Genomic DNA, 23,671 nt, shown 5'->3' with positions numbered 1-23,671 from the left:
ACTCGCCATCTCATCAAAAAATCCCCTCGGGCAACAACCGAGGGGATCGTCTTACGCCTGAACAAACTGACGTTGGAACGCGCGCACTTCTTCCATAAACTCGTTGAATTGAGCGATGTCCATTTGCTGGGCGGAATCGGACAAGGCGACGGCCGGGTCCGGATGCACTTCGGCCATGACGCCGTCGGCGCCGATCGCCAAGGCCGCTTTGGCGCACGGGATGAGCAGATCGCGCCGCCCCGTTGAGTGGGTGACATCGACGAACACCGGCAAGTGCGTTTCTTTCTTCAAAATCGGCACAGCCGAAATGTCGAGCGTGTTGCGCGTCGCCCGCTCGTACGTACGGATGCCGCGCTCGCACAAAATGATCTGCCCGTTTCCTTGCGACATGATGTACTCAGCGGCGTTGATGAATTCTTCGATCGTCGCCGCCAAGCCGCGCTTCAGCAAAATCGGCTTGTTCACTTGGCCGGCTGCCTTAAGCAGCTCAAAGTTTTGCATGTTGCGCGCGCCGATTTGGATGACGTCAATATAGTCCAAGGCGATTTCAATGTCCGCCGGGGTGACGATTTCACTGATGACCGCCAAATCAAACTCATCGGCGATCCGTTTCAAAATTTTCAGCCCTTCCACGCCGAGCCCTTGGAAATCGTACGGCGACGTGCGCGGTTTGTAGGCGCCGCCGCGCAGCAGCTTGATCCCTTGTTTTTTCACGGCCTCCGCCACCGCAGCGACTTGTTCATAGCTTTCCACAGCGCACGGGCCCATGACGAAATATTGATTGCCGTCGCCGATTCGCTCGCCTTTCACTTCAACAATCGTGTTTTCCGGATGCTTTTTCCGCGAGACAAGGAGCGCCTTGCGGTGGTCGTCTTCCTGCAGCTCGAGCGCTGCTTTAAAAATTTCCTTGAAAATGTGCTGCAGCGTCGATGTTTCAAACGGCCCATCGTTATGCTCGGAAATGAGATCCAACATTTTCCGTTCGCGCACCGGATCGTAGCGGTGCGTCCCTTGCGCTTCTTTAATTTTTCCGATCTCCTGAACGAGCCGCCCCCGTTCATTGATCAGTTTCAACAGCTGCAAGTTGATCTCATCGACTCGCGCCCGCAGTTCGTCTAATCTCTCATTGCTCATGCTTTTCTCATCCTTTCGCCAAGTGTAGTGCATTGTTTTCGCCGCTTGCCGGCAAGCGGCGCCCCCGTCTTGGAGAGCGAAGTCGTTTAATTAGTGTTTATTATAATCGATGGAGCTATCGTTGTCACGAAAAAAATGCTTTTTTGATTAAACGCTTTTAAGCGATAAAGTAAAAAGTGTGCAAAAAACCGCCCGCAGTAAAGGCGGACGGTCAAGCGCCGACATGCTCCGAGAGCGCGCCATACGTAATGGCCCAATGGGACGCATGCCAGACGACGCGGCCGTTTTCAAACAGCAGCACTTGCGGCGACTCGTGTTTCACCCCGGTCGTTTCGGCGATATAGTTGGAGAGCGGCCGCGCCTCTTGGACGTACAGGCAATACACCGCCAGCTCTGGATGGTCTGCGGCGAACTTCTCGCATTCGCCAAACGCCGCTTGACTGATCGGGCAGGTGAGGCTATGCTTGACGAACAAAAAACGCTCCGTTTCCTTCATGACGCGGTCAAACTGTTCGATCGTCTCCAGCTTCTCCATTCCCATCGCCTTCACTCCGTTTCTTTTCGCGACGTGATGCTTTGCTCGGCGTCATCAAGCGCCGCCTCGGCTTCCTCAAGCAGCTTTTGCAGCGTTTCCCGGTCGGCTGGCCCGGCGGATGGCGGAATCGGAATCGTCGCCTCCTTGGCTTCCTCTCCATCGTTTTCCCCGCCGGCTGGCGCCGTCGTGGATTTCAACGGGATGAAGTTGGCGATTTCCTTCGTTTTCTCTTTCGCCGTTTCCAACCATTCGACAGCCGTTGTTTTCACCGGCTCCCACGTTTCATCGTTGCTCCACTCGGCCAGCCATTTCCGCCCTTTTTCGCTCGTCAAAAACAACGCAGCAGCCGCGCCGGCGATGCCGCCGACCAGCGCGCCAAGCAAAAATCCACCGTTATTTTTCGCCATTCGATACACCCTCCTTTAACGATTGTTTTTTCTCCATTTTTCCCGTAAATCGAGCAAAACATTTGTCCAGCGCAACGCCTTGCCCCATTTTCCTTGCCCCAGGCCCGCCCGCGCCGACAAACCGGCAGCCGCCTGCCGAAGCGCGCGGTTGAGCGAACGAATCGTGCCGCCGATCTCTCCGACCGCTTCGATTGCGCCATTTAGCGTTTCTACTTTTTTTTGCACATCGCTGGCGATGCCGTTGGCCGTATGGAGAAGTTCACGAACTTCTTTCGCCACCGTTTGCACTTGCTCATCGGCATGGTCGATCGCCGCCGTCAGCCGGCGCAGCGTTTCCTGCAAAACGATGAGCGTCCTGGCTATGTAAACAACAAGCAGCAAAAAAGCAAGCGCGATGAGCGCCACGCTTCCATACAAAAGCCATTCCACCCGATTCCCTCCTTGCCCATTCGAACGTTTCATTCCCTTTGTACCCATCTTTTCCCGCTTTCAAACTTCGACATAGAAAAGACGGCTTCCTTTTTGAAACAGGAAAAAACGGGCCATCTTCATCACAGCCCGTTCCCTGTCGGCCGTCAGGCGGAAAGAACGGCCCGTTCGTACGCTTGTTGAAACTTTTGAATGTCGCCGGCGCCCATGAACACCAACACCGCGTCTTGATGCTGCTTCAACACGGCTACGTTTTGTTCCTCAAGCAGCTGGGAACGCGGAATTTGCGCCTGCAAATCACGGATCGTCAGCTTGCCCTCATGTTCGCGCGCCGAGCCGAAAATGTCGCACAAATACACGTGGTCCGCTTGCAGCAAACTTTCGGCAAACTCGCGCAAAAACGTCTGCGTCCGCGTATACGTATGCGGCTGAAAAATCGCCACCACTTCGCGCCCCGGATATTTTTGCCTTGCCGCCTCCAATGTCGCCGTAATTTCGCGTGGATGATGCGCGTAATCATCGATCAGCACTTGGCGCCCGACCGTTTTTTCACTGAAGCGGCGCTTCACGCCTTGGAACGTTTGCAGCCGCTTGGCGATCGTGCCCGCATCCACCCCTTCGTAGTGGCAGAGGGCGATCACGGCGAGAGCATTCAATACGTTATGAGTGCCGAAGCGCGGAATGGCAAACGAAGCGAAAAATGTGTTGCGCACGAACACATCAAACGCCATCCCTTCCGTCGTCTTGACAATATTGCGCGCCTGAAAATCGTTTTCTTCGCCGAATCCATAAAACAAAATCGGCACTTTCGCCTGAATGTTCGGCAAATACGGATCATCCCCACAGGCGACGATCGCTTTTTTCACTTGATTCGCCATTTGCTGGAAAGCGGAAAACACATCGTCGACATTGGCAAAATAATCCGGGTGATCAAAGTCAATATTTGTCATGATCGCATAATCTGGAAAGTAGGAAAGGAAGTGCCGGCGGTATTCGCACGCTTCAAACACAAAGTATTTGCTCCCTGGCTCTCCTTTTCCCGTGCCGTCTCCGATCAAATAGGACGTTGGATGGGCTCCTTGCATCACATGGGCAAGCAACCCCGTCGTCGTCGTCTTTCCATGCGAACCGGTCACCGCGATGCTCGTAAACTTGCCTGCCAGCTGGCCTAAAAAGCGATGGTAACGAATGACAGGCACACCAAGCTGACGGGCCGCCTCGATTTCCTCATGCGTATCCGGAAATGCGTTGCCGGCAATGACCGTATAACCTGGACGAATATTGTCTTTCGAAAAAGGCAGCACCGGGATTCCCCGCTCTTCAAGCGCCTTTTGCGTGAAAAACCATTTCTCTACATCCGACCCTTGCACCGTATAGCCAAGGTCATGAAGCACTTGCGCGAGCGCGCTCATCCCCGTGCCTTTAATGCCTACAAAATGGTAAGCTGTCATCGTTAAGCCCTCCAACCATCGTCTCTCTGTAAGACAGTATATGATATCCATCTCGTTTTGCCATTTCTCTCATTGCGGTGCACCATTCATTTCCCCATTATAGCACGCAAGGAGGCAAAACACTACCGCCCGCCCAAAGGAGGCCGCCCGCCCTCAGCTGTTCTGCTCGCGCCAGCGCTCCCACTCATCCTCGCTCATCAACACATCGCGCGGTTTGCTGCCGCGCGCCTCCGAAATCAACCCTCGTTCCTCCATCATCTCGATCAACCGGGCAGCGCGGTTGTAGCCGATGCGGAAATGACGTTGCAGGCTCGATGTCGACGCCCCTCCTTGGGCGATGACAAACCGGCACGCCTCCTCGAACAGTTCGTCATCCTCGCCGCCCATCGACGCCGTTTGCCGAAAATCGTCCGGATCAAACAGATAGGATGGGCCTTGCTTCTCTTTCACGTGCGCTGCCACCCGCTCGATTTCCTCATCAGAAATAAAGCAGCCTTGCAGCCGCACCGGCTTGGCCGAACCATTTTCCAAAAACAGCATATCGCCGCGCCCAAGCAGCCGCTCAGCCCCATTCACATCTAAAATGGTGCGCGAATCGACTTGGGAGGAGACGGAAAACGCAATGCGCGTCGGAATGTTCGCCTTGATCAATCCCGTGAGGACATCGACCGACGGCCGCTGCGTCGCGATCAGCAGATGGATGCCGCACGCCCGCGCTTTTTGCGCCAGCCGGCAAATCGATTCTTCGACATCGGCTGGAGCGGCCATCATGAGGTCCGCTAGCTCATCAATGACGATGACGATGTACGGCAGCGGCGGCTCGCTGCTTCCGCGTTCGCGAAGATGGGCGTTATACTTTTCAATATCGCGCACGCCGGCGTGGACAAACTGTTCATACCGCCGTTCCATTTCGCCGACCGCCCACTTGAGCGCCCCCGCCGCCGCCTTCGCCTCGGTGATCACCGGGCTGAGCAAATGCGGCAGCCCGTTGTACGGCGCCAGTTCGACCATTTTTGGATCAATAAGCAGCCATTTCACTTCGTGCGGCGCTGCTTTATACAACATGCTGATAAGCATCGCGTTCATGCATACGCTTTTTCCCGACCCGGTCGCCCCGGCGATCAGCCCATGCGGCATTTTTCGGATGTCAGTCACGACCGGCGCACCGCTAATGTCAAGCCCAAGCGCCACGGTAAGCGGCGATGGGCTTTTACGGAACGCTTCGCTTTCTAAAATTTCCCGCAGGCGCACCGGACGGCTCGTTCGGTTCGGCACTTCAATGCCGATCGTCCGTTTTCCCGGGATCGGCGCCTCGATGCGAATGTCCTTCGCCGCCAGACTGAGTTTGATATCATCGATTAAACTCGTAATCTTGCTCACTTTCACTCCTAAATCCGGCTGCACTTCAAACCGCGTCACCGTCGGTCCTTGCGTCGCCCCAACGACTTTGGCGCCGATATGGAAGCTCGCAAACGTCCGGTCCAAACGCTGGCATTGGTCGCGAAGCCACTGCTCGTCGCGTTCGGCCGCTTTCTCGGGCGGTTCAAGAAGCGCCAATGGCGGCAGTACGCAGCCGTTCGATCGATTCGCCGCCTTTTCTTCGAGTTTGCGCCAATCTTGCTTGAACATGATCACATTATACGGGATGCGCGTTCGTTCGGGGCGGGAAGCCTCCTCCCGGCCCGCGGGCGCCGCCGAGTGACGGATTTCGCGATCTGGGGTCGTCTCCCGCTGTTCTGTCGAAGAAGCGCTCCCTCCGTCTCCATTCTTCCTCATCTGTGACGGCACCCCTCGTCCTTCGCTCTCCAAGCCGCCGTCTGTTGCGTGCGGCGCGCGTTCGTTGCCTCGTTCGTCCAGCTCCCGCCCTTTCTTTTCATCCGCCTCGGCATCACGTTCTTCCTGCCCTGCCGCCGGCGCCAGCTCATTTTTTCCTTCCGTTTCCATAACAGCCGCGGGCATCGCTCCGCTCGCGTCTTCGTTCCATTCCTCTGCCCCCTTGGCCAAAGGCGCCTCTTCTTTTGGCGGTTCAGCCGCCCGGCTTTCCGTGCCCTCTCGCGCGTCTCGCCGTGTCGCTTCTCCGCGGAGGGCCTCTTCCCGAACCGCCTCATCGCTCCGATTCTCTATGTCCCCCGCACCGGTCAGCCCGGGTTCATCCGCTCGTTGCCGCTGTTTCCCCCGATTCCGATCATATCCAAAAACCGGGGATGGCACATCAGACGGGCGGAACGGCCGTTTTTCCGCTATTTCCCTTGAAACGCCAGCCGACGGGCGCCGACTCGGCAGCGGCCGGGATGCCTCGCTTTTCGCCCGCCCCGACCTTTCCCGATTTTCACCGGGCTGGTCATCCGGAATCAACGGAAAGCGGAAGCGGCCTTGCGGATATTGGTAAATGACATTCACCGCGCCGCGTTCGGGCATGCTGGCCGACAGAGGGGAATTCGCTCGCTGTTCGTTCCCTTCCTCTTCCTCATCGCTCGTGAGAAAACGAAGCCATCGTTTCCAAAATTTCATCCATCACGTCACTCTTTCTTTGCCTTCATTGTCGGAAAAAACGCCACTGGCGTCGTTCCAGTGGCGAAACAACAGTCGGAATCCGTCTGCACCGCCCGTCGGAACGTCAAAAAACGAACGGCTGGCCGACCTCATACTCATCGGACAGCACCAAAATGCCTTTCTCCTGCGGGGCGTTTGGCAGCCCAAGCTCGCGGGCCGAACAAATCATGCCGGATGACCGGACGCCGCGCAGCTCGCTTTCTTGAATGACGAGGCCGTTTGGCATCACGGCGCCGATTTTGGCGACGACGACTTTTTGCCCTTCGGCGACGTTCGGCGCTCCGCAGACGATTTGCAGCACCTCACCGCCGACATCGACTTGGCAGACGCTCAATTTATCGGCGTTCGGATGCTTTGTTTTCTCTTTCACATATCCGACGACAAACTTCGGCGACAAGTCAGCTTCGATCGGTTCGTCAAAACCGTTTTTCGCCAAGATGTCGTTGATGACGCCGACGAGCTCCTCATTCACTTCCAGCGGACCGTTGCCGGAAAACGGATAGTACGAAGACGCGGAAAAAATGTTATAGCCGACCGTCTCGCCCGTCCGTTCGGACATGATGCGGACGACATCGCCTTGTCTGACAAACGTCCGTTCCTCATCCGCCGCCGGTTTCAGCGACACGAGCAACACGTCGCCGACCCCTTCTCGGTTGTAAAACACGTTCATCGCTCTCTTCCTCCTTGTCGCTACGTTCTCCGTTTTTTTCCTAAAATGAAAATCGGTTCAAGTTTCCCATTTTCGTATAAAAACGACAGCGCCGTGATCGGCACGCGGCCGCCGGCAAAAAAGCTCATCGTCATTTGCGCGAGCACGTCATAACCGATGTCGTTGCGCACATCAGCGATAACAAGCACATCTTGATGCGGAACAGCGACGGCCATCGTTCCTTCCACGCGCGCCCGCATATCGGCCAAAAACGATTCGTTTAAAATGCGGCTCGCATCATACCCGTCATTGGTGTTCACAAAATAAAACACGTTGTCCGCCACCCGGTCCTCTTTCACCGGCGTCGGCAGCGACCTGACGTTGAAACGGGCGATTTCCTTCACCCGCTCGCGGCTCCATTTGTCTTTCTCCAGCATGCACTCATCAATCAAGCGATACGTTTTGCCTAGGTCGAGCGCATAGTAAATGCGCGTTTCGGCTGTATGATCATCAAACAGCAACGGGACGCCTTCTTTCGTCTCCGTCGGAAACGACGCCGAGCGAATGACGGGATAAATGTTCCGCTCGTTTCCGGAAAGCGCCGCGTCTTCCTCCATCGTTTTCAACGTTTGCTCCACATAATAAACGACTTCGCGCACCGCCTCGTCTTTTTGTTCGTGCCATTTGGCAATCACGCCGGGAAGCGAGATCGTGACGCCTTTTTTCGTGCGGCGGTCTTCGACGCGCATCGCGTCTTGCTTGGCGTCAAAGCGAAACGTCCAGTGCGGGTGGGCGACGAGACGTTCTTTAATCTTCTCATACATTTGCCGGCTGTTCATTCGTGTTCCTCCTTGTTTTGCCGGCGGCCGTGCCTTCCGTTTCCCTCTTTCGGCCGGGACTTGGCCAAAGGCGCATCCGGCGTTGACAATGCCAGGCCATGCCCGTGCGGCGTTTTCCACCGTTTGACGTTGCCAGCCGCTCGGTCTAGATCCTCGCGCGGCCCGCTCATTCAGCCGCCCGCCATCATCGGCATGACCGTTCGTTATTTATCATACATGGAACGACCCGTTTTGACAAAGCCATTCATATTGACCGGCCAAAAGCTCGACGATGTGGGAAAACATCGCCGATCGGTCAACGCGCCCGTTCGTCAATACGCCGACCGCGCCTTCTTTCCGCCGAACGTTCCTCCTCCCGGTGTACGCTTCCATCACGTCGCCGAGCTCGCGCCCCGCCTCGATGCCGGCCCCGACGTCCGGCGGGAGGGCGAGGCGGGCGCCGGCGGCGGCCACCACCACTCCGTTTCGGTCAGCGAGCGCCCCCCAGTTGCACAGCCACCATTGCCCATCGATCTTCGTCACGCCGCCTTCCAATCCGATGCCGATGTCCGCCTCCGCCGCTTCGAGCGCCCGTTTGGCGCGCCCGATGGCGCCAAGCCGCGTCTCCTCATCGGACAGCGGCTGCGCGGAAACGCCTGATGGCACCTCAAGCGATACAATGCGGTATTCCTTTTCCGAAAGCACCGCCCGAACGGCGGCGATTTTCACTTCATTGTTCGTTCCGACCGCAACAGTTTTCATCCAGTGCCCTCCTTGTCATGGAAAAGGAGAAGCGTTCGCTTCTCCTCAGCTGTTTTGGCGAATCGTCTCGACCGTCGTCCGGTCGCACCGTTTGACGAGCTCAACGATGAGCTGTTTGGCCGCCGCGTAATCATCGATATGAATGATCGACGCATGCGTATGAATGTAGCGGGCGCAAATGCCGATCACCGCCGACGGCACGCCGCGGTTGGCGATATGGACCCGCCCGGCGTCGGTTCCGCCGCCTGGGGAAATGAAAAACTGATACGGGACGCCAATCGTTTCCGCGGTGTCAAGCACAAACTCGCGCATGCCGCGGTGCGTAATCATCGTCCGGTCGTACAAGCGGATGAGCGCCCCTTTGCCGATATGGCCGAACGCCTGCTTGTCGCCGGACATGTCGTTGGCCGGGCTGGCTTCCAAGGCGAAAAAGATATCCGGGTTGATCATCGCTGCCGCCGTCTGGGCCCCACGCAGCCCGACCTCTTCCTGCACAGTCGCTCCAGCGTACAAGACGTTCGGCACTGTTTCGCCGTTCAGCTCTTTTAACAGCTCGATCGCCAACCCGCAGCCAAACCGATTGTCCCACGCTTTTGCCATCACGGTTTTTCCGTTGGCAAGCAAAGTAAACGGGCTGACCGGCACGATCGGCTGACCGGGGCGGACGCCGACTCGTTCGGCATCTTCACGGCTTTCCGCTCCGATGTCAATCAACATGTTTTTCATCTCCATCGGTTTCTTGCGCTGCTCCTCATCAAGCAAATGCGGCGGAATCGACCCGATCACGCCGATGACCGGCCCTCCGTCCGTGATAATCTGCACGCGCTGGGCGAGCAGCACTTGATCCCACCAGCCGCCGAGCGGCTGAAACCGAATCATGCCATTGTCGGTGATCGCCGTCACCATAAATGCGACTTCATCCATATGGCCGGCAACCATCACCGTCGGGCCCGCCTCATCGCCGCGTTTGACGCCGAAAAGGCTCCCGAGGCGGTCTTGCACAATGTCATCGGCGTATTTCGCGAGCTCTTGGCGCATAAACTGCCGCACCGGATGTTCATAACCCGGTGCGCCTGGAAGCTCGGTCAACGTTTGGAATAATTGCAGCGTGTCCTTATTCATCACGCGTCTCCCTTTCTATGTTCGATTTCACCGTTCCGTTTCTTTCCGTCCTTCTTACATGTTCCGCCAAAATCGGCTATACTAAACCGTATCAAAGCGAAAAGGAGGAAAGAAACATGGCTTGGAAACAGTGGCTCGTCGGCGCCGCCGTCGGTGCGGCCGTCGTCTATGCCATCCGCTCCGCTTCCAAACCGGCGCTCCTTGCCCCGGAACAAGCGCTGGCGCTGGCGAAAGCCGCGCTTGGCGGTCCGCGCGCCATCCGCGGTTCCTGGATTCAATCCGCCCCGGAGCGGTATGAGAAAAACGGCCTGGCGTACACCGTATACCGCGGCGGCGTCTGCCGCGACGACGGGGATGACGAGTTTTTCATCAACGCCTACACGGGAGCCATCGTAGACGCCAAGCCGCTGTCATAGCGGCCGCTCCCGCTTCACGGCGGCGGCCATCGTCCCGTCTTCCTGCCATTTCACAGCCCGATAGTAGGCATCATGGTAGAAGGTAAACCACGCATTTTGCTTTACGCCGTACGGGAGCCATCGCTGTTTGGCAAAAATCGAATCCATCGGGTAATCGTCGTACGCCATCACCCAAAGGACGTTTTGATGGGCGTGCGTGCCAAGCAAATCGCCAAGATGAATGGCCATCTCCCCGTCTGATTCGATGAGCACGATCGCATGCCCGGCGCTATGCCCGCCGGTATGGACGAGGCGGATGCCAGGAACGACTTCCGTTTCCTTTGTAAACGGAACGACTTGATTCGCGATCGGCTCCCAATTTTCTTTCCAATACGTATTGCGCGATCGGATGTTCGGGTTTCGCATTTCCTCCCACTCGACATCCGAGGTGATGATCGCCGCGCGCGGAAACGCCGGCACGAGCCGTCCGTCTTCCCAAACGGTCAATCCGCACGCATGGTCAAAATGCAAATGGGTCATGATGACGATGTCGATGTCGCGCCGCGTCAGCCCGAGCTTGGCAAGCGATTCATCAATCGCTGATTCTTCCGTGACGCCGAAGTTTCGCTTTTGCTTGTCGGTCAGCTTGCCGTTGCCGATGCCGGATTCAATGAGCAGCCGTTTTCCATAGGCTTCCACCAAAATCGGATCGGTGCGCAGCTCGATTTGATTGTTGTCGTTCGGCGGATATTTTTTCGACCAAAGCGGTTTCGGCACGACGCCAAACATCGCCCCGCCGTCAAGATGGGTGACGCCGCCCCGAAGCCATGTCAATGTGACTTGTCCAATTCGCAACTGTTCCATTTCCTCTCTCCCCCCTCCACTAGTGTACCATTTTCTCCATCAATCGGAAATAGAAAAAGACCCGACCAATCGGTTCGGGCCTATGACGACCGCCGCGGCGGGCGCACCGCCTCGCATCGGTAAATGCGGTTTCCTTTGGCAGAAAATTTTTCCTCATACTCTGTCATGACATTGTCCGTCATGCCGCTTTGATGCAAGTCGAGCTGGACCGATGCGAGCACAAACCCATATTGCGACAAACTGACAAGCGAGTATTCGAAAAACGATTGATTGTCCGTTTTCAAATGGATGTCTCCGTCTTCCGCCAAAATGCGGTCATAGAGCGCCAAAAAGTCCCGATACGTCAGCCGCCGCTTTTCGTGCCGCTTTTTCGGCCATGGGTCGGAAAAGTTCAAATAAATGCGCGACACTTCCCCGTCGGCAAAAAACGCGGTCAGATCTTTCGCATTGGCGTTCAGCAGCTTGACGTTCGCGAGCCCGCTTTCGATCAGTTTGTCAAGCGCGGACACGAGCACGCTCGGGTACAGCTCGATGCCGATGAAATTGACATCCGGATGAAGTTTGGCCATTTCCGTGATAAATTTGCCTTTCCCCGTCCCGATCTCGACATGGAGCGGTTGGTCGTGGCCGAACAGCTCGCGCCATCGCCCGCGCTTTGTTTCGGGATCGGGAATGACGTATTGCGGATACGCGGCGATTTTGTCTTTCGCCCACGGTTTGTTGCGCAAACGCATATTGACACCTCAGCCTTGTTTCCGTTTGTTGGTTTGACGATACCACACTCGCGCCAAAGAAGCAAACGCGAAAAAACGCCCGGGCTTGAACGCTCTCCCACCTACGCTCACGCGTAGAAGCAGGGGGTCTTTTCGGTTTCGAATCATAAACTCGGCTCGATCCGGGCATGATAAAACCGTACAGCCTGGCGAAAGGATGGTGACCAGCATGCCGCTCAACTATAACCATCAATTGACCGTACTTCGCGACATTTTATCCGAACATCAGCTCGATTGCTGCGGAACGGTTTCCGAATGCGAACAAATTGAACGGCTCGCTAAATCGCTGCTCGCCAACGATGAGGTGGACGGCCAAGTCAAGCAAATTCTCCCCCATATTTACGCTTATGGCCAAGGCGGGAAATACAGCGCTGATTTAAACGCCCACATTTCCGCCCACCAAGGCCAGCTCGCCGACTGGGTGAATGGGCTGTCCTGACCGCGGCGTCTCCGTCATCGGCAGCGGAAACAAATGGCGCGGCGGCAGCCGAACACAGCGATCGCGCAGCCCCCGGCGCCGGCCGTTCGGACGCTGAGGCCTCGCTTGGTCAACTCTCTACCATGACGCGCTTCAATAACCGAAGCGACTGCTCCTTTTCTTTTTGGCCGTCCTTCCCTTTCGGCCAAAACAGCGAGTGCAACGTATGAGCGATCGTATACCACTTTAGGCGGAGGCCAAGCTCCTGGCTCCATTCCCATCCGTACTGGTCGAGCCACGTCTTCCATTCGGCGCGCGGAATGTACAGATGAAGGAGCATGCCGATGTCGATCGCCGGATCGGCGATCATCGCTCCGTCCCAATCGATCAAGTACAACGTGCCATCGTCGGTCAGCAGCCAATTGTTATGATTGATGTCACAGTGGCAGACAACATATTCGCCATCCGGCAATGACGATATATGCTGTTCAAGCCAGTCAAGCGCCTGATAGACGACAGAACCGCCAACCGGATGGCGCCCTTGTTCTAAGAGGAGGGCGAGCATCGTCTTCGCGCGCAGCGGAGATTTGCCGAGCCGCTTCAGCATCGTCACCAGCTCTTTTGAACGATGGATTTTCCTTAGCAGCGCCGCCACTTGCTCGCTTCCCATCTCCCACGGCTTCAGCTCCCGGCCGTTCAGCCATTGCTGGGCCGTAAACACATCGCCGTTTTCGAGCCGTTTCGTCCATACAAGCTTCGGGACGATGCCCTCGGCCGACAATACAGCCAGAAACGGAGAAGAATTCCGCTTTAAAAACAATTTCTTTCCTTCATATTCCGCAAAATACGCATCCCCTGTAGCGCCGCCAGCGGGAGTGATCTCCCACTCCTTACCTAGTAACTGTTCCAAGCGTGTTCACCTGCGACTTAAAAATAGAAACATCTCCGTTTGCTTCTCGCGCCCAAATAAAAAGGACGGCCAGGCCGCGTCCTTCCTCCGTCCGTTTTACTTGTATTATACTGAAATACCGCTCCGGCATGCAAACATTTTTCTCGGCAAACGCCCTGCTTAAAACTGCCAAAGCGGAAGTGCCCCGCGGCTCCCACTCCGATCGGCCGCCCTTTCCCGTTTCGTCTCAACTGGAACACCGTTCATTGGGTGCGCCAAAGACGAGCGCAGCCGCTCTTGCAAAGGGCTGACGACTGAAACAAACAACCTGCTCAACGCCGGTCTTTCTCAAGTGCAGAAGGATTGCCAAATCGGCTTCTCCTTTCCGACAACCCCCATTGGCTTGGCGAACATACTCGTTTTTCATCGGCCTTCCAAAGGTCTTGTGGCGAACCCCGCGCGCCGTCTGAGCGGTCACCCTGCAGGATGGACGAGCACCCATGTGCCGATGCCGTCAAGCCGAAGCATGCCGCGCGCTTGGCCAAAGGGCGTTGTCCCGCATCGCTGTCCGTCGCATACAACCGCCCACTCGCGCTCGTCGGGGAGCGCAATGGCTGTCTCTTTCTCCTCGTTATGATGCACGACGATGATGTCCTCCCAAGGCCCATAGACGGCGGCATCATGCAATCGGTAGGCGATGACCGACGGCGGCAGCGGCTCAAGAAACGTGAAATGACGCAGCACTTCCGCCTCCGTGGCGAGGCGAAATGCGCCATGCGCACGGCGAAGGGCGATCAATCCTTGAACGTAGCGGACGTCGTCTTCATAGCGGCTTTTCCGCTCCCAATCCAGCTGATTGACCGCATCCGGCGATCGGTAGCTGTTCCCATCGCCGCCTTTCGTCCGATAAAACTCTTGGCCGCTGTGCAAAAACGGAATGCCTTGCGCCAACAGAACGATCGCCGTCGCCAGCTTTTGCCGCTTTCGCCGGAGCCATTCCGGCTCATCATGGTTGGCCGCCTCCATCTTATCCCAAAACGTATGGTTGTCATGACATTCGACGTAATTGATTGACTGACGCGGGTGGCAAAACAGCCCGCCGAGCGCTCGCAAGCTCCCGGCAATGGCGAGCTTCACCTGTTCTCGCCCGCCTGGGTTGCCGAGGGCGAACCCACGGTCCGGCAAATGAAAGGTGCTCCCTTTCACCGCATCGCGAAACCGGTCATTGAAATAAGCGAAGCGCGGCAGCTGCTTGGCGTTGGCCATCGTCGCCTTTTGTTCCGGTGGAAGAGGCGTCGGCAAATCCCACCCTTCCCCATACACAAGGATCGACGGATCGATGGCGTCGAGGGCATCGCGCACCGCTTTCATCGTCTCGATATCGTGCACGCCCATCAAATCAAAGCGGAACCCGTCAATGCCATATTCTTTCGCCCAAAACACCACCGAATCGACGATCCAGCGGCGCGCCATCCGCCGCTCCGAAGCGATGTCGTTGCCGACGCCGGTGCCGTTGGCCGGTTGGCCATAGGCGTCGTAGCGGAAGTAATAACCGGGAACGAGCTTCTCAAGCGGCGATTGCTCCCGGTCATAGACATGGTTGTAGACCGCATCCATCACGACGCGCAAGCCATTTTCGTGCAGCGTGTGGATCGCCTGCTTCAATTCTACAATGCGCGCGTATGGATCCGCTGGATCGGTCGCATAACTCCCTTCCGGCGCATATAGATGAAGGGGATTGTATCCCCAGTTGTAAGCCGCTTGTGGGTCGCGCTCATCGACGCCCGCAAAGTCCATAAACGGCATGAGCTGCACATGGGTGACGCCCAGCTCTTTGACATACGAAAGCCCGGTGGCCGTCCCGTTCGGCCCGCTCGTGTTCGTTTCGGCCAGCCCGAGATACTTCCCTTTATGGACGGCGCCGCTGTCCGGGTGGCTGGTAAAGTCGCGGATGCTCAGCTCATAAATGATGGCATCCGTCGGCGAACAGAGCGGTGGAAGCGGCAAAGAGGGCGGCGCCAGCTTCGTTTTCTCCCAGTCGATCACGACGCCGAACTCGCCATTGACCGAAACCGCGGTCGCATACGGGTCCACTGCCTCGCGCCATACGCGGTTGATGCAGGCGATATATGTGTAACGCGCTCGCTCCCAATCGCCGGGGACGACGGCTGACCATACGCCGCGTTCGCCGCGCACAAGCGGCACGCAGCGGATCTCGTCGAGATGCGGATGAACCAGCTTGACGCTAACCGCGGTGGCGGTCGGCGCCCATACGCGAAATACCGTCTGTTCTTTGAGATACTCCGCTCCTAACGGTCCATCATAGAAAAACCGATCATCAAATGCAGGAGTGCGCACAACGGCGCCGATTTGAACATCGGTCTCCTCCCCGCGGCAAGAACGCACCCAGTATGTCGCTCCAAACTCGAACGCGGATGCAAACCGGCACACATATTTCACCGTCTCCCCAACATCCTCGACGTGCTGCACGGACAGCGGAATCTCCTCGCCGCTCGGCGCCACGAGCGTAAACGGCGCCATTCCATCAAAGCCGAGCGATTTCGGCGCAAGCACAACGATTTGATCCATCTCGTCCAAATAGGCGGCAAACGTTCGGCTGATGTGAAGCATGTGCGTTCACCCCTTTTTTCTCCCGTTAATACCATCATACGTAAAAGAAAAAGGGCGGTGCCAAATCATCGGCCGGTCGCCCTATCGATGCACAGATGTTTCTATTGTTGCCCTTCCTCGCTGTTCATATTCTCGTCTTGCCGGCGGTCGTAAAAGCTGGCGCAATGGCGAAGCAGCGCCTCAGCCGCTTTCAGCTGCCCGTGCCGAAGCGGGAGAGCGGAGCGGCGCAGGCGGGAAAACCACTCGTCATAATTTCGCTTATCAATATAGCGGATAAACGGAAAAAGACCGCCGCTGTCAATGTAGCCGGAGCGGTTTAACAGCACGAGGTGGATCGGCCAATCAACCCCATGTTTGCGAAAAATCTCCGAAACGATCTGCTCCGTCCGCCGCAGCGACACGACCGGGTTGACCAGCCTCGTTTCGTTCGTTCCGGCTTGTTCCACCCAAAACCGGCCGGTTGACGCCATGACGATGTTGTCCGGCCTTCCTTCGACGAAGGCAATGCACCAGAGCGCGGATGGCGTCAACATCATCGTCTCCAGCTCCACCGGCGCCTTGCCGACCATCGCCACAGGCCGGTAAAAGCATAAATGCGTATCCGGAAACCGCTGCAAAAAATATTTCAACGTCTCATCGCCATACACGGCTTCATCGAGGGAGGAAACGTACATCATCGTGGAACTCGCCCATTTCAGCTGCAACTCGAACAACTCATCCAAAAACTGCTGTTTCAATTCCTCCAGAGTAGCCGCCGGACGAGCCATCGGCGCAAGAGAAAACGTCTCTTCTTCCGTAAGCGCGGCACGGCGGCGCCATCGTTTCGTCAGCCGTTCCCACCATGACGGTTTGTCAAGCCAAGCATTCCACGTCTCGCCCGTTTCAAGCCATCCGCTGGCCTCAGCCGTTCGTTCGGCTTGCCACCGCGCTTTTGCCTGCTCCCATTGCCGCTGCTTCAGCCGGATGAACTCCGGCACATAATAGTACACATCCGTTTCGTAGCGGGAAATGCAATCCATGAGTTTAACGAGCTGACCCATTGTTTCACCTGCTATTTCCGGCCATTCATCGGCGCGCCAAGCAACGGGAACACGGCGATCGCTTCGTACTTCGGCGTCCGTTCCATATTCGTCCGATACAGCACGATCTCAGGCACCGAAAACACCGCCTTGGCCGCGGCAAGCGAACGGAGGCGATCCGGGTGAAACGGTTCGGCTCCCTGCCATTTGCGAGCGATCGTAATATGCGGGGCAAACGGCCGCCGGTCCAAGGAAAACCCAAGCTTCATGCACGCTTCATACACGTCGCGCCGCAGCGCATGCAGCCGCTCTTCCATTTCGACTCCTTGCCAAAAAATGCGCGGCGCCGTCCGCTCCCCGAACGTCCCAAGCCCGGCAAGCACGAGGGGAAACGGGGCGCATCGGGCGGCGGTGGCGGCCATCGCTTCGCACAGCGGCGCCATTTTTTTCGGCGGCACATCGCCTAAAAACGCGAGGGTGATATGATAGTCCTCTTCATGCACCCATGTGCGAAACGGCAGCGACGGCGCCGCATTGCTCGAAAAACGGGCGATGGCTTGTTTCGCTTCGGCTGTCAGCGGAACAGCGATGAAATAATGATTCCGTTTCATCCTTTCTCACCTGCCGATTTGGTCGTTTTTTCTAGTTTCCCCAGCCAAATGAGCACGAACACTCCAACGATGGTGCAAGCGCCAAAAAACACGTAGACAGCGCCGATCTGCCAACGCTCAAGCAAATATCCGCCCGCCAGCGTGCAAAACCACGCGCCAAGGCCGTTGCCGACCGCTGAGTATAACGCCACGGCCGTCGCCTGCACCCGCTCCGGCGCCAAGCGGCGCGCATATTGAAGCGCCGTCGGGATCGCCAGCCCGACCGAGCAGCCTTGGACGACCGTCGTTACATACACAAACCAAAGCGGCGGGTCGACCGCATACGACAACCAGCGGACTGCCGAGATGAGCGCCGCCAATAGAAGAAGCCGCACCATGCCGAAGCGGCCGATGAGCCGATCCGCCGCTTTCATAAACGGCGCCTCGCTGCCAGCGGCAAACAAAAAGGCGAGGCCGATGCCAGTTAACGTCCCGCCCAGCTCATGAATGAGCAACCCGAAATACGAATTGTTGGCCAAAATCGGGCCAAACAATAAAAACGTCGCCACAAGCAGCAGCCGAAACGGGCGGGACGCCAGCAGCCCGCGCACGTCCTGCCGCGTCAGCGCCCCCGGCGCCCCCATCGGATAGCGCGGCAGGCGGGTGGCCAAAGCCGCCGCGGTGAGCAGCGCCAACGAAAAGGCGTAAAAAATGACCGCAAAGGCGATATGATCAGACAGCCAGCCGACGGCCAGCACCGCCATCGCAAACCCAAGCGACCCCCACAGCCGGATCGCCCCGTAGTTTCCGCCCGAGCGGCGCACATGATGAAGAGCGATGCTGTCGGAGAGTGGAACGATCGCGCTTTGCGCCGCCGAAAGCAGCACGGTCAGGGCGACGAACACCTGGTAGTTTCCGGCCAGCGAATAAAGAAGCCCAAACAGCGCTGTCACCCCGAGCGCCAGCGTCAACAGTTCGACCGGTTTGCGCGTATAATCGGCCGCCGTGCCCCAAAGCGGCTGGGCCGCCATCGTCACGATCGGGGGAAGCGACATGATCCAGCCGATCGCCGCCCCCGAAAGGCGCGCCTCTTCCTGCAAATAGACGGACAAAAGCGGAAACAAGGCGCCAAAAGCAAAAAAGATGAGAAAGTAAAAGAGCGGAAACACCGTTTTTCGCGCTGCCGCCCCCCGTTTGAACGCCGCTTCCATCCCGTCCCCCCTTTCGTGAAAACAACGCCCGCCCCGCTCTCTTTTTCGCCGGAGCGGCGGACCGCCGTTTATTTCGCCAGCTCGTAGATCGCCTGCGCGTAAATGGCCGTCGCTTTCACCAAATCGTCGATTTCGATATACTCATCTTTCTGGTGGGCGACGTCCGGGCGGCCCGGAAACAACGCGCCAAACGCCACTCCGGCGGTCAAGGCGCGGGCGTATGTGCCGCCGCCAATGGCCAAAAGCCGAGCCGGCTCGCCTGTCTGCTCTTCGTAGACGCGCTGAAGCGTGCGAACAAGCTCGTGGCTCGGATCGATATAATGAGGCTTCGTATCGCTGAAACGGCTGAGCGCGAATCCATGTTCAGCCGCAGCGCCGGCGAGCGTCCGGCGGATCGCGTCGCCGGCGGCCGTCACCGGATAGCGGATGTTCAGCCCAATCGTTCCGCCATGCCGCCGGTCATACGACAGCACCCCGACGTTGACGGTCAAGTCGCCGCTTTGTTCGTCCCGATACGCAAGGCCGAGCCGCCGGCCGCGGGCATCGCCGAAAAAGGCGGAGGTCACAAACTGAACGAACGGCCGGCTTCGGCCATCGAGCGGAAGCGACGCCAAAAACTGCGCCAAATAGACGCCGGCGTTTTTGCCGCGCTCCGGCTCGGCGCCATGAGCGGACACCCCTTCCAATTGAAAGACGACGGCCCCTTCGCTTTGCCTCATGCTCCCCTTTACGCCGCGCTCTCGGCAAAACTGTTCATAGAGGCCAAGCAGCTCCTCCGTCCGTCCCGCTCCTTCCACCACCGCTTCGGCCGCATCCGGCACCATATTGTAGCGGCGCCCGGCTTGGAATGAGGCAAGCGCGAGCCCTTCCGCCTCCGCCGATTCAGGCGGTCGGTACGACAAATCGGCGTCAATGATTCCTTTTTCGGCATGAATGATCGGAAAATCAGCATCCGGCGCAAACCCGACATCCGGCATTTCTTCCCGCTGAAAATAATGAGCGACGCAACGCCAATCGCTTTCCTCGTCGCCGCCGAGGATAAGCCGCACCCGCTTGCGGAGCGGCAAGCCGAGTTCTTTGACGATTTTCAAGGCGTAAAACGCCGCGACGGTCGGCCCTTTGTCATCGATCGCCCCGCGCCCGTAAAGGCGGCCATCCTTGACCTCAGCAGCAAACGGATCAACGGACCAGCCGTCCCCTGCCGGCACGACGTCCAGATGGCCGAGCACGCCGATGAGCTTCTCCCCTTCTCCCATTTCGATATGACCGGCATAGCCGTCGACGTTTTTAATGCGAAAGCCTTCTTCTTGACCGCGAGTTAACATGTAATCGAGCGCCTCCGCCACCTTCGGGCCAAACGGCGCCCCCGGTTTCGCCCCGCCGTCATCGCGGACGCTCGGAATGCGGACAAGCGCTTGCACGTCGCGGACAAGATCGTCTTTTCGTTTCTTCGCTTCGTTCATCCAGTCGATGTTCAACGCCATTCTTCCTTTCCTTATTCAACACCCTTTGTTGCCAACGTATCATATCAAAAACAGGAAGTCAAAATGTTTCATTCGTTGCAAATCGATTTCCGTTTCATGACAAAATGTTGAAATTTTTCGTGAATAGAGGCAACCGGGTAGCATTTTCCCTCTCATTTCGTGTACAATGGTAGTAAACAGACAAAGACATCTCTCATCTGCTAGCGGTCGGTTGTGCCATGCGAATGATGCTAAGATAGGGAGTGGTCTTTTGAAACCTTCAACACATCGGATGCTTACCCGCATCAAATCCGTGTATATGTACATTAGCGAAAAAGGAACGGTTACGACCCAAGAGCTTGTTGATGAGTTCGGCACCACCCCACGAACGATCCAGCGCGACTTAAACGTGCTTATGTACAACGATCTCGTTCGCAGCCCAAGCAAGGGCAAATGGACGACCACAAACAAAAAAGTGCGCATCTCTTCGTAAACCCGGTGCCAATAGGGTAGGCAAGATGGGAGATGAACGCGAACCATTTTTCCACAGATGAATATCCACTATTTTTCCATAAAAAAGGAACCGCGTCAGGTTCCTTTTTTTTCGTCCGTCTCTGGCCGGTATTGCTTCAACATGTCCACCTCTTCGTCCGTCAATTCCCGATACTCGCCGACGGCCAAATCCGGGTCAAGGGCGAGCGGCCCCATTTGAATTCGTTTTAAATAGACGACCCGTTTGCCGACCGCTTGGAACATCCGCTTCACTTGATGGAACTTCCCTTCGGTGATCGTCACCTCGACATCGGAACGAAGGCCGGATTTCAACACAACGAGCTTGGCCGGCTTTGTTTCATAGCCGTCATCAAGGACGACGCCGCGCTGAAACACCGCGACATCCGCTTCCGTCACTTCCCCGTCCACGACGGCAAAATACGTTTTCGGCACGTGTTTTTTCGGCGACAACAGCTGATGGGCGAGCTGGCCGTCATTCGTCAAGAGCAGCAGCCCTTCCGTATCTTTGTCAAGCCGCCCGACCGGAAACGGGGAAAATGCCCGGTCTTCTTCTTCAAGCAAATCGACGACCGTCTCTTCCACGGCATCTTCCGTCGCGGAAACGACCCCCGAAGGCTTATTCATCATCAAGTAAATGAATGGCTTGTACTCGACCGTTTCTCCCCAAACGGTCACGATTTGCTCATCCGGCCGCACTTTCGTTTTCGCATCACGGACCGGCGCGCCGTCCACTTTCACCGCTCCGGACTTGAGCAGCTTTTTCACTTCCTTCCTCGTCCCATACCCCATATGGGCGAGCAGCTTGTCAATGCGCAGCTCCACAAATCTCCCTCCTAAAAATATGGCCTTCATTAGGCGTTCATCTAGTCCGCTTCCGCCTTCCCCCCATACACTGTGAAGGAAACATCAAGAAGGGGGATTTGCCGATGAATGAATATTACTATTATGTCCCAACGTTGGATGATTACCGTCAACAGCCGCCAGCCAGCCAATTTTGGCCCGGATACCCAGGCGGGCCATTCGCCAACTGGGCGCGGCGCATCGAACGGCTTGAGCGGGCCGTCGAACGGCTCGACCGCCGGCTCGACCGGGTGGAAAGCCGCCTCGATCGCATCGAACGCCGGCTCGGCCTGTCGTAAGCGAAATGGAGAAAGAAGGCGGGGACGACCGCCTTCTTCTTTTTTTGCCGCAAGCCGAACGGCATGGGGGAGGGCGAAAAACAGCCGTCGTCGAACCCTTTCGCTCGGGCGCCGCGATGTTCGCAAGAAGCGCCGTCCGCCGGGCTCCCGGCCTAAACGAGCCGCTTCTAGGAAACGGCCGTCCGGTCAACGGCCGATCCCCCCATACACCCTCGTCTACGATACCGCCTTTTTCTCTTTCCGGCGCCAAAACGCAAACCGGTCGCCAAACAGCGCCGAAAACAACCCGGAGCGGATGCTGAGAAACAAGTAGACGGCCGCCCCGACCGCTGCGCCGATGGAAACAGCGCCCACCGATTCAGCGGTGCCGGCGCGGTAATCGATCCATCGGGACGCCAGCGCCTCGACCCCCATAACCGCCGCTGACATCGCCGCCGTCAGGATGGCCATAAACGCCGTCCGGCGGGCGACAAACCGATAGCGGTAGCGCGTGCGGCGCTGAATGACCCATAAGTTGAACGCCACCGAGACGAAATAGCCCGCCATCGTGGCCACAATGGCCCCGACGGCCGACCATTTCATAATGAGCGGCGTGTTGAGCAAAAGCTTCACAAGCAAGCCGGCTGTCAAACTGACGACCGTAAACCGCTGCTCGTTGATGCCTTGCATGATCGCCGCCGTCACAGAAAACAAAGCGTACAAAATCGCCGCCGGCGCATACCAGCGCAACACTTGTTCACCAAGCGGATCATAGCTGTAAAACGAGCTGTACACCGGCCCTGCAAGCACCGCCATGCCAATCACCGCCGGGAGCGTTAAAAACATGAGCACTTGAAACGTCTGGTTCAAATATTGCCGCAGCGCTTTCCGATCTTGCGCGACATACGCTTTCGTAATCGTCGGGATGAGCGCCAAGCTGAACGAGGTCGCGAGCGTCACGGGGATGACGACGAGCTTTTGCGCCCACATGTTGAACACGGAATACGCGTGCTCCGAGATGTTCCCGCGGCCCGCCGCCGCCATCGCGTGATTGAACGTAAACTGATCGACGAGCTGGTACAGCGACATCGACAAGCCGACAAAAACAAACGGAATCGAAGAAAGAAGCAGCTCTTTATACATCGCCAAAAGCGACACGTCCGCTTCGCCGCGGTCACGCGCAAGCAGCGACTGCAAATACGGACGCCGCTTCCACCAATAGACAAGCAACACCAAAAGCCCCGCCGCCGCCCCGACAAACGCGGCAAACGTCGCCGCGCTCACAGCGGAGACGATCGAGCCGTCCATCAGGCGCAAAATGACGTAGCACGCCCCAAGCAAAAACGCGATGCGTGCGATTTGTTCGACGACTTGCGACAGCGCCGTCGGGCCCATCGACTCATGTCCTTGGAAAAATCCGCGGATCAAGCTCATCACCGGCACGATGAGGAGCGCAAAGCTGACCGCGCGGATGACGGCCGTGACGTCGTCGACCGAGTTGACGTTCGTTTTCGCATCGATGACGTGCGGCGCCAAGATGGGCGCCAGGGCGTACAAAATGAGCCATGAGGCGATGCCGCTTGCGATCATCAAGACAAGGCCGGAGCGAAAGAGCCGATAGCCGACGCCGTATTCCCCAAGCGCGTTGTATTTCGACACAAACTTTGACACCGCCACCGGCAGCCCGCCGGTCGCCAAGCTCAAAAAAATTTGGTACGGCACATAGCCGTATCCGTACAGCGCCCCGCCGCGCTCGCCGACAAGATGGTAAAACGGGATGACGTAAAATAAACCAAGAAGGCGAGAAATCATCACGCCAGCCGTTAAAATAAACGTGCCGCGCAGCAGTTTCGATGTTGACATATGACCCCTTCCCTAGCCATGGACGTTGAAAATGACAACGTATCTATTTTACCATAGTTGTCAA

At 57.2% G+C, this 23,671-nt stretch carries 25 protein-coding genes; 4 read left to right on the top strand and 21 right to left on the bottom strand.

The annotated features are described in order from the left end of the window. Positions 1-51: 51 nt before the first annotated feature. From CWI35_RS14215 to CWI35_RS14170, 11 genes are all read right to left on the bottom strand, one after another. Complete coding sequence (locus CWI35_RS14215; protein WP_011232285.1) at positions 52-1,134, bottom strand: bifunctional 3-deoxy-7-phosphoheptulonate synthase/chorismate mutase; 1,083 nt, start codon at positions 1,132-1,134, stop codon at positions 52-54. 211 nt (positions 1,135-1,345) lie between these two features. After that, positions 1,346-1,675, bottom strand: coding sequence for a bacillithiol system redox-active protein YtxJ (gene ytxJ, locus CWI35_RS14210; protein ID WP_011232286.1), 330 nt, complete (start codon positions 1,673-1,675; stop codon positions 1,346-1,348). A 5-nt stretch (positions 1,676-1,680) separates the two neighbouring features. Further along, positions 1,681-2,076, bottom strand: coding sequence for a hypothetical protein (locus tag CWI35_RS14205; RefSeq protein ID WP_011232287.1), 396 nt, complete (start codon positions 2,074-2,076; stop codon positions 1,681-1,683). Between the two features lie 15 nt (positions 2,077-2,091). Then, positions 2,092-2,505, bottom strand: coding sequence for a DUF948 domain-containing protein (locus tag CWI35_RS14200; RefSeq protein ID WP_011232288.1), 414 nt, complete (start codon positions 2,503-2,505; stop codon positions 2,092-2,094). A 146-nt stretch (positions 2,506-2,651) separates the two neighbouring features. Further along, positions 2,652-3,956, bottom strand: a complete 1,305-nt coding sequence (murC, locus tag CWI35_RS14195; RefSeq protein ID WP_011232289.1) for a UDP-N-acetylmuramate--L-alanine ligase — start codon at positions 3,954-3,956, stop codon at positions 2,652-2,654. A gap of 153 nt (positions 3,957-4,109) precedes the next feature. Next, positions 4,110-6,467: a DNA translocase FtsK gene (locus CWI35_RS14190; RefSeq protein WP_119877878.1), complete on the bottom strand. Its 2,358-nt coding sequence runs from the start codon at positions 6,465-6,467 to the stop codon at positions 4,110-4,112. A 106-nt stretch (positions 6,468-6,573) separates the two neighbouring features. Beyond that, entirely contained in the window at positions 6,574-7,179 is a 606-nt protein-coding gene (ytpR, locus tag CWI35_RS14185) for a YtpR family tRNA-binding protein (RefSeq protein ID WP_013144448.1), read from the bottom strand. 20 nt (positions 7,180-7,199) lie between these two features. Continuing rightward, entirely contained in the window at positions 7,200-7,997 is a 798-nt protein-coding gene (locus CWI35_RS14180; RefSeq protein WP_119877877.1) for a DUF1444 domain-containing protein, read from the bottom strand. Further along, the gene (locus tag CWI35_RS18325; protein ID WP_014196573.1) at positions 7,994-8,167 is read right to left on the bottom strand and encodes a hypothetical protein; all 174 of its coding nucleotides are present in this window, start codon (positions 8,165-8,167) and stop codon (positions 7,994-7,996) included. The genes CWI35_RS14180 and CWI35_RS18325 overlap by 4 nt, the downstream gene beginning before the upstream one ends. A gap of 40 nt (positions 8,168-8,207) precedes the next feature. Then, entirely contained in the window at positions 8,208-8,738 is a 531-nt protein-coding gene (locus tag CWI35_RS14175) for a DUF84 family protein (RefSeq protein ID WP_119877876.1), read from the bottom strand. Between the two features lie 45 nt (positions 8,739-8,783). Next, positions 8,784-9,860, bottom strand: coding sequence for a M42 family metallopeptidase (locus tag CWI35_RS14170; protein WP_119877875.1), 1,077 nt, complete (start codon positions 9,858-9,860; stop codon positions 8,784-8,786). Positions 9,861-9,976: 116 nt separating this feature from the next. Here CWI35_RS14170 and CWI35_RS14165 point away from each other — a divergent pair, with 116 nt between their 5' ends. Next, positions 9,977-10,276 carry a PepSY domain-containing protein gene (locus CWI35_RS14165; RefSeq protein WP_011232295.1) on the top strand — a complete coding sequence of 100 codons (300 nt, stop codon included), beginning with the start codon at positions 9,977-9,979 and terminating at the stop codon, positions 10,274-10,276. On the opposite strand, the gene CWI35_RS14160 is transcribed toward CWI35_RS14165, so the two are convergent. Both CWI35_RS14160 and trmB read right to left on the bottom strand, forming a co-directional pair. Next, a complete protein-coding gene (locus tag CWI35_RS14160) occupies positions 10,271-11,119 on the bottom strand; it encodes a YtnP family quorum-quenching lactonase (RefSeq protein ID WP_119877874.1) in 849 nt (282 codons plus the stop codon). The genes CWI35_RS14165 and CWI35_RS14160 overlap by 6 nt on opposite strands. 80 nt (positions 11,120-11,199) lie before the next feature. After that, positions 11,200-11,853, bottom strand: coding sequence for a tRNA (guanosine(46)-N7)-methyltransferase TrmB (trmB, locus tag CWI35_RS14155; RefSeq protein WP_011232297.1), 654 nt, complete (start codon positions 11,851-11,853; stop codon positions 11,200-11,202). Between the two features lie 208 nt (positions 11,854-12,061). Here trmB and CWI35_RS14150 point away from each other — a divergent pair, with 208 nt between their 5' ends. Beyond that, entirely contained in the window at positions 12,062-12,331 is a 270-nt protein-coding gene (locus CWI35_RS14150; protein ID WP_033026022.1) for a YtzH-like family protein, read from the top strand. A 109-nt stretch (positions 12,332-12,440) separates the two neighbouring features. Here CWI35_RS14150 and CWI35_RS14145 read toward each other — a convergent pair whose 3' ends face one another. The 6 genes from CWI35_RS14145 to pepV all read right to left on the bottom strand — a co-directional run bounded on the left by CWI35_RS14145 (position 12,441) and on the right by pepV (position 20,134). Beyond that, positions 12,441-13,220 carry a phosphotransferase family protein gene (locus CWI35_RS14145; RefSeq protein WP_119877873.1) on the bottom strand — a complete coding sequence of 260 codons (780 nt, stop codon included), beginning with the start codon at positions 13,218-13,220 and terminating at the stop codon, positions 12,441-12,443. Between the two features lie 453 nt (positions 13,221-13,673). Next, positions 13,674-15,830: a type I pullulanase gene (gene pulA / locus CWI35_RS14140; protein ID WP_011232301.1), complete on the bottom strand. Its 2,157-nt coding sequence runs from the start codon at positions 15,828-15,830 to the stop codon at positions 13,674-13,676. Positions 15,831-15,931: 101 nt separating this feature from the next. Continuing rightward, positions 15,932-16,870: an NERD domain-containing protein gene (locus CWI35_RS14135; RefSeq protein ID WP_119877872.1), complete on the bottom strand. Its 939-nt coding sequence runs from the start codon at positions 16,868-16,870 to the stop codon at positions 15,932-15,934. Between the two features lie 11 nt (positions 16,871-16,881). Continuing rightward, positions 16,882-17,460 carry an RNA 2',3'-cyclic phosphodiesterase gene (thpR, locus tag CWI35_RS14130; protein WP_119877871.1) on the bottom strand — a complete coding sequence of 193 codons (579 nt, stop codon included), beginning with the start codon at positions 17,458-17,460 and terminating at the stop codon, positions 16,882-16,884. Further along, the gene (malA, locus tag CWI35_RS14125) at positions 17,457-18,650 is read right to left on the bottom strand and encodes a maltose permease (RefSeq protein ID WP_119877870.1); all 1,194 of its coding nucleotides are present in this window, start codon (positions 18,648-18,650) and stop codon (positions 17,457-17,459) included. Before malA ends, thpR begins: the two co-directional genes overlap by 4 nt. A 68-nt stretch (positions 18,651-18,718) precedes the next feature. Continuing rightward, the gene (pepV, locus tag CWI35_RS14120; RefSeq protein WP_119877869.1) at positions 18,719-20,134 is read right to left on the bottom strand and encodes a dipeptidase PepV; all 1,416 of its coding nucleotides are present in this window, start codon (positions 20,132-20,134) and stop codon (positions 18,719-18,721) included. Between the two features lie 250 nt (positions 20,135-20,384). On the opposite strand from pepV, the gene CWI35_RS14115 reads away from it, so the two are divergent. Further along, the gene (locus CWI35_RS14115; protein WP_008880936.1) at positions 20,385-20,606 is read left to right on the top strand and encodes a DeoR family transcriptional regulator; all 222 of its coding nucleotides are present in this window, start codon (positions 20,385-20,387) and stop codon (positions 20,604-20,606) included. 95 nt (positions 20,607-20,701) lie between these two features. On the opposite strand, the gene CWI35_RS14110 is transcribed toward CWI35_RS14115, so the two are convergent. Next, positions 20,702-21,448: a pseudouridine synthase gene (locus CWI35_RS14110; RefSeq protein ID WP_047818892.1), complete on the bottom strand. Its 747-nt coding sequence runs from the start codon at positions 21,446-21,448 to the stop codon at positions 20,702-20,704. Positions 21,449-21,552: 104 nt separating this feature from the next. On the opposite strand from CWI35_RS14110, the gene CWI35_RS14105 reads away from it, so the two are divergent. Then, positions 21,553-21,765 (top strand): hypothetical protein, encoded by a 213-nt coding sequence (locus CWI35_RS14105; RefSeq protein WP_011232307.1) that lies wholly within the window; start codon positions 21,553-21,555, stop codon positions 21,763-21,765. A gap of 216 nt (positions 21,766-21,981) precedes the next feature. On the opposite strand, the gene CWI35_RS14100 is transcribed toward CWI35_RS14105, so the two are convergent. Beyond that, positions 21,982-23,607, bottom strand: a complete 1,626-nt coding sequence (locus tag CWI35_RS14100; protein WP_119877868.1) for a putative polysaccharide biosynthesis protein — start codon at positions 23,605-23,607, stop codon at positions 21,982-21,984. Positions 23,608-23,671: the final 64 nt, after the last annotated feature.

It is taken from the genome of [Bacillus] caldolyticus (genome assembly GCF_003595605.1).
GTDB lineage: Bacteria > Bacillota > Bacilli > Bacillales > Anoxybacillaceae > Geobacillus > Geobacillus thermoleovorans.
Note: the sequence above shows the minus strand (reverse complement) of the source record. Positions and strands in the feature narration are given on the sequence as shown.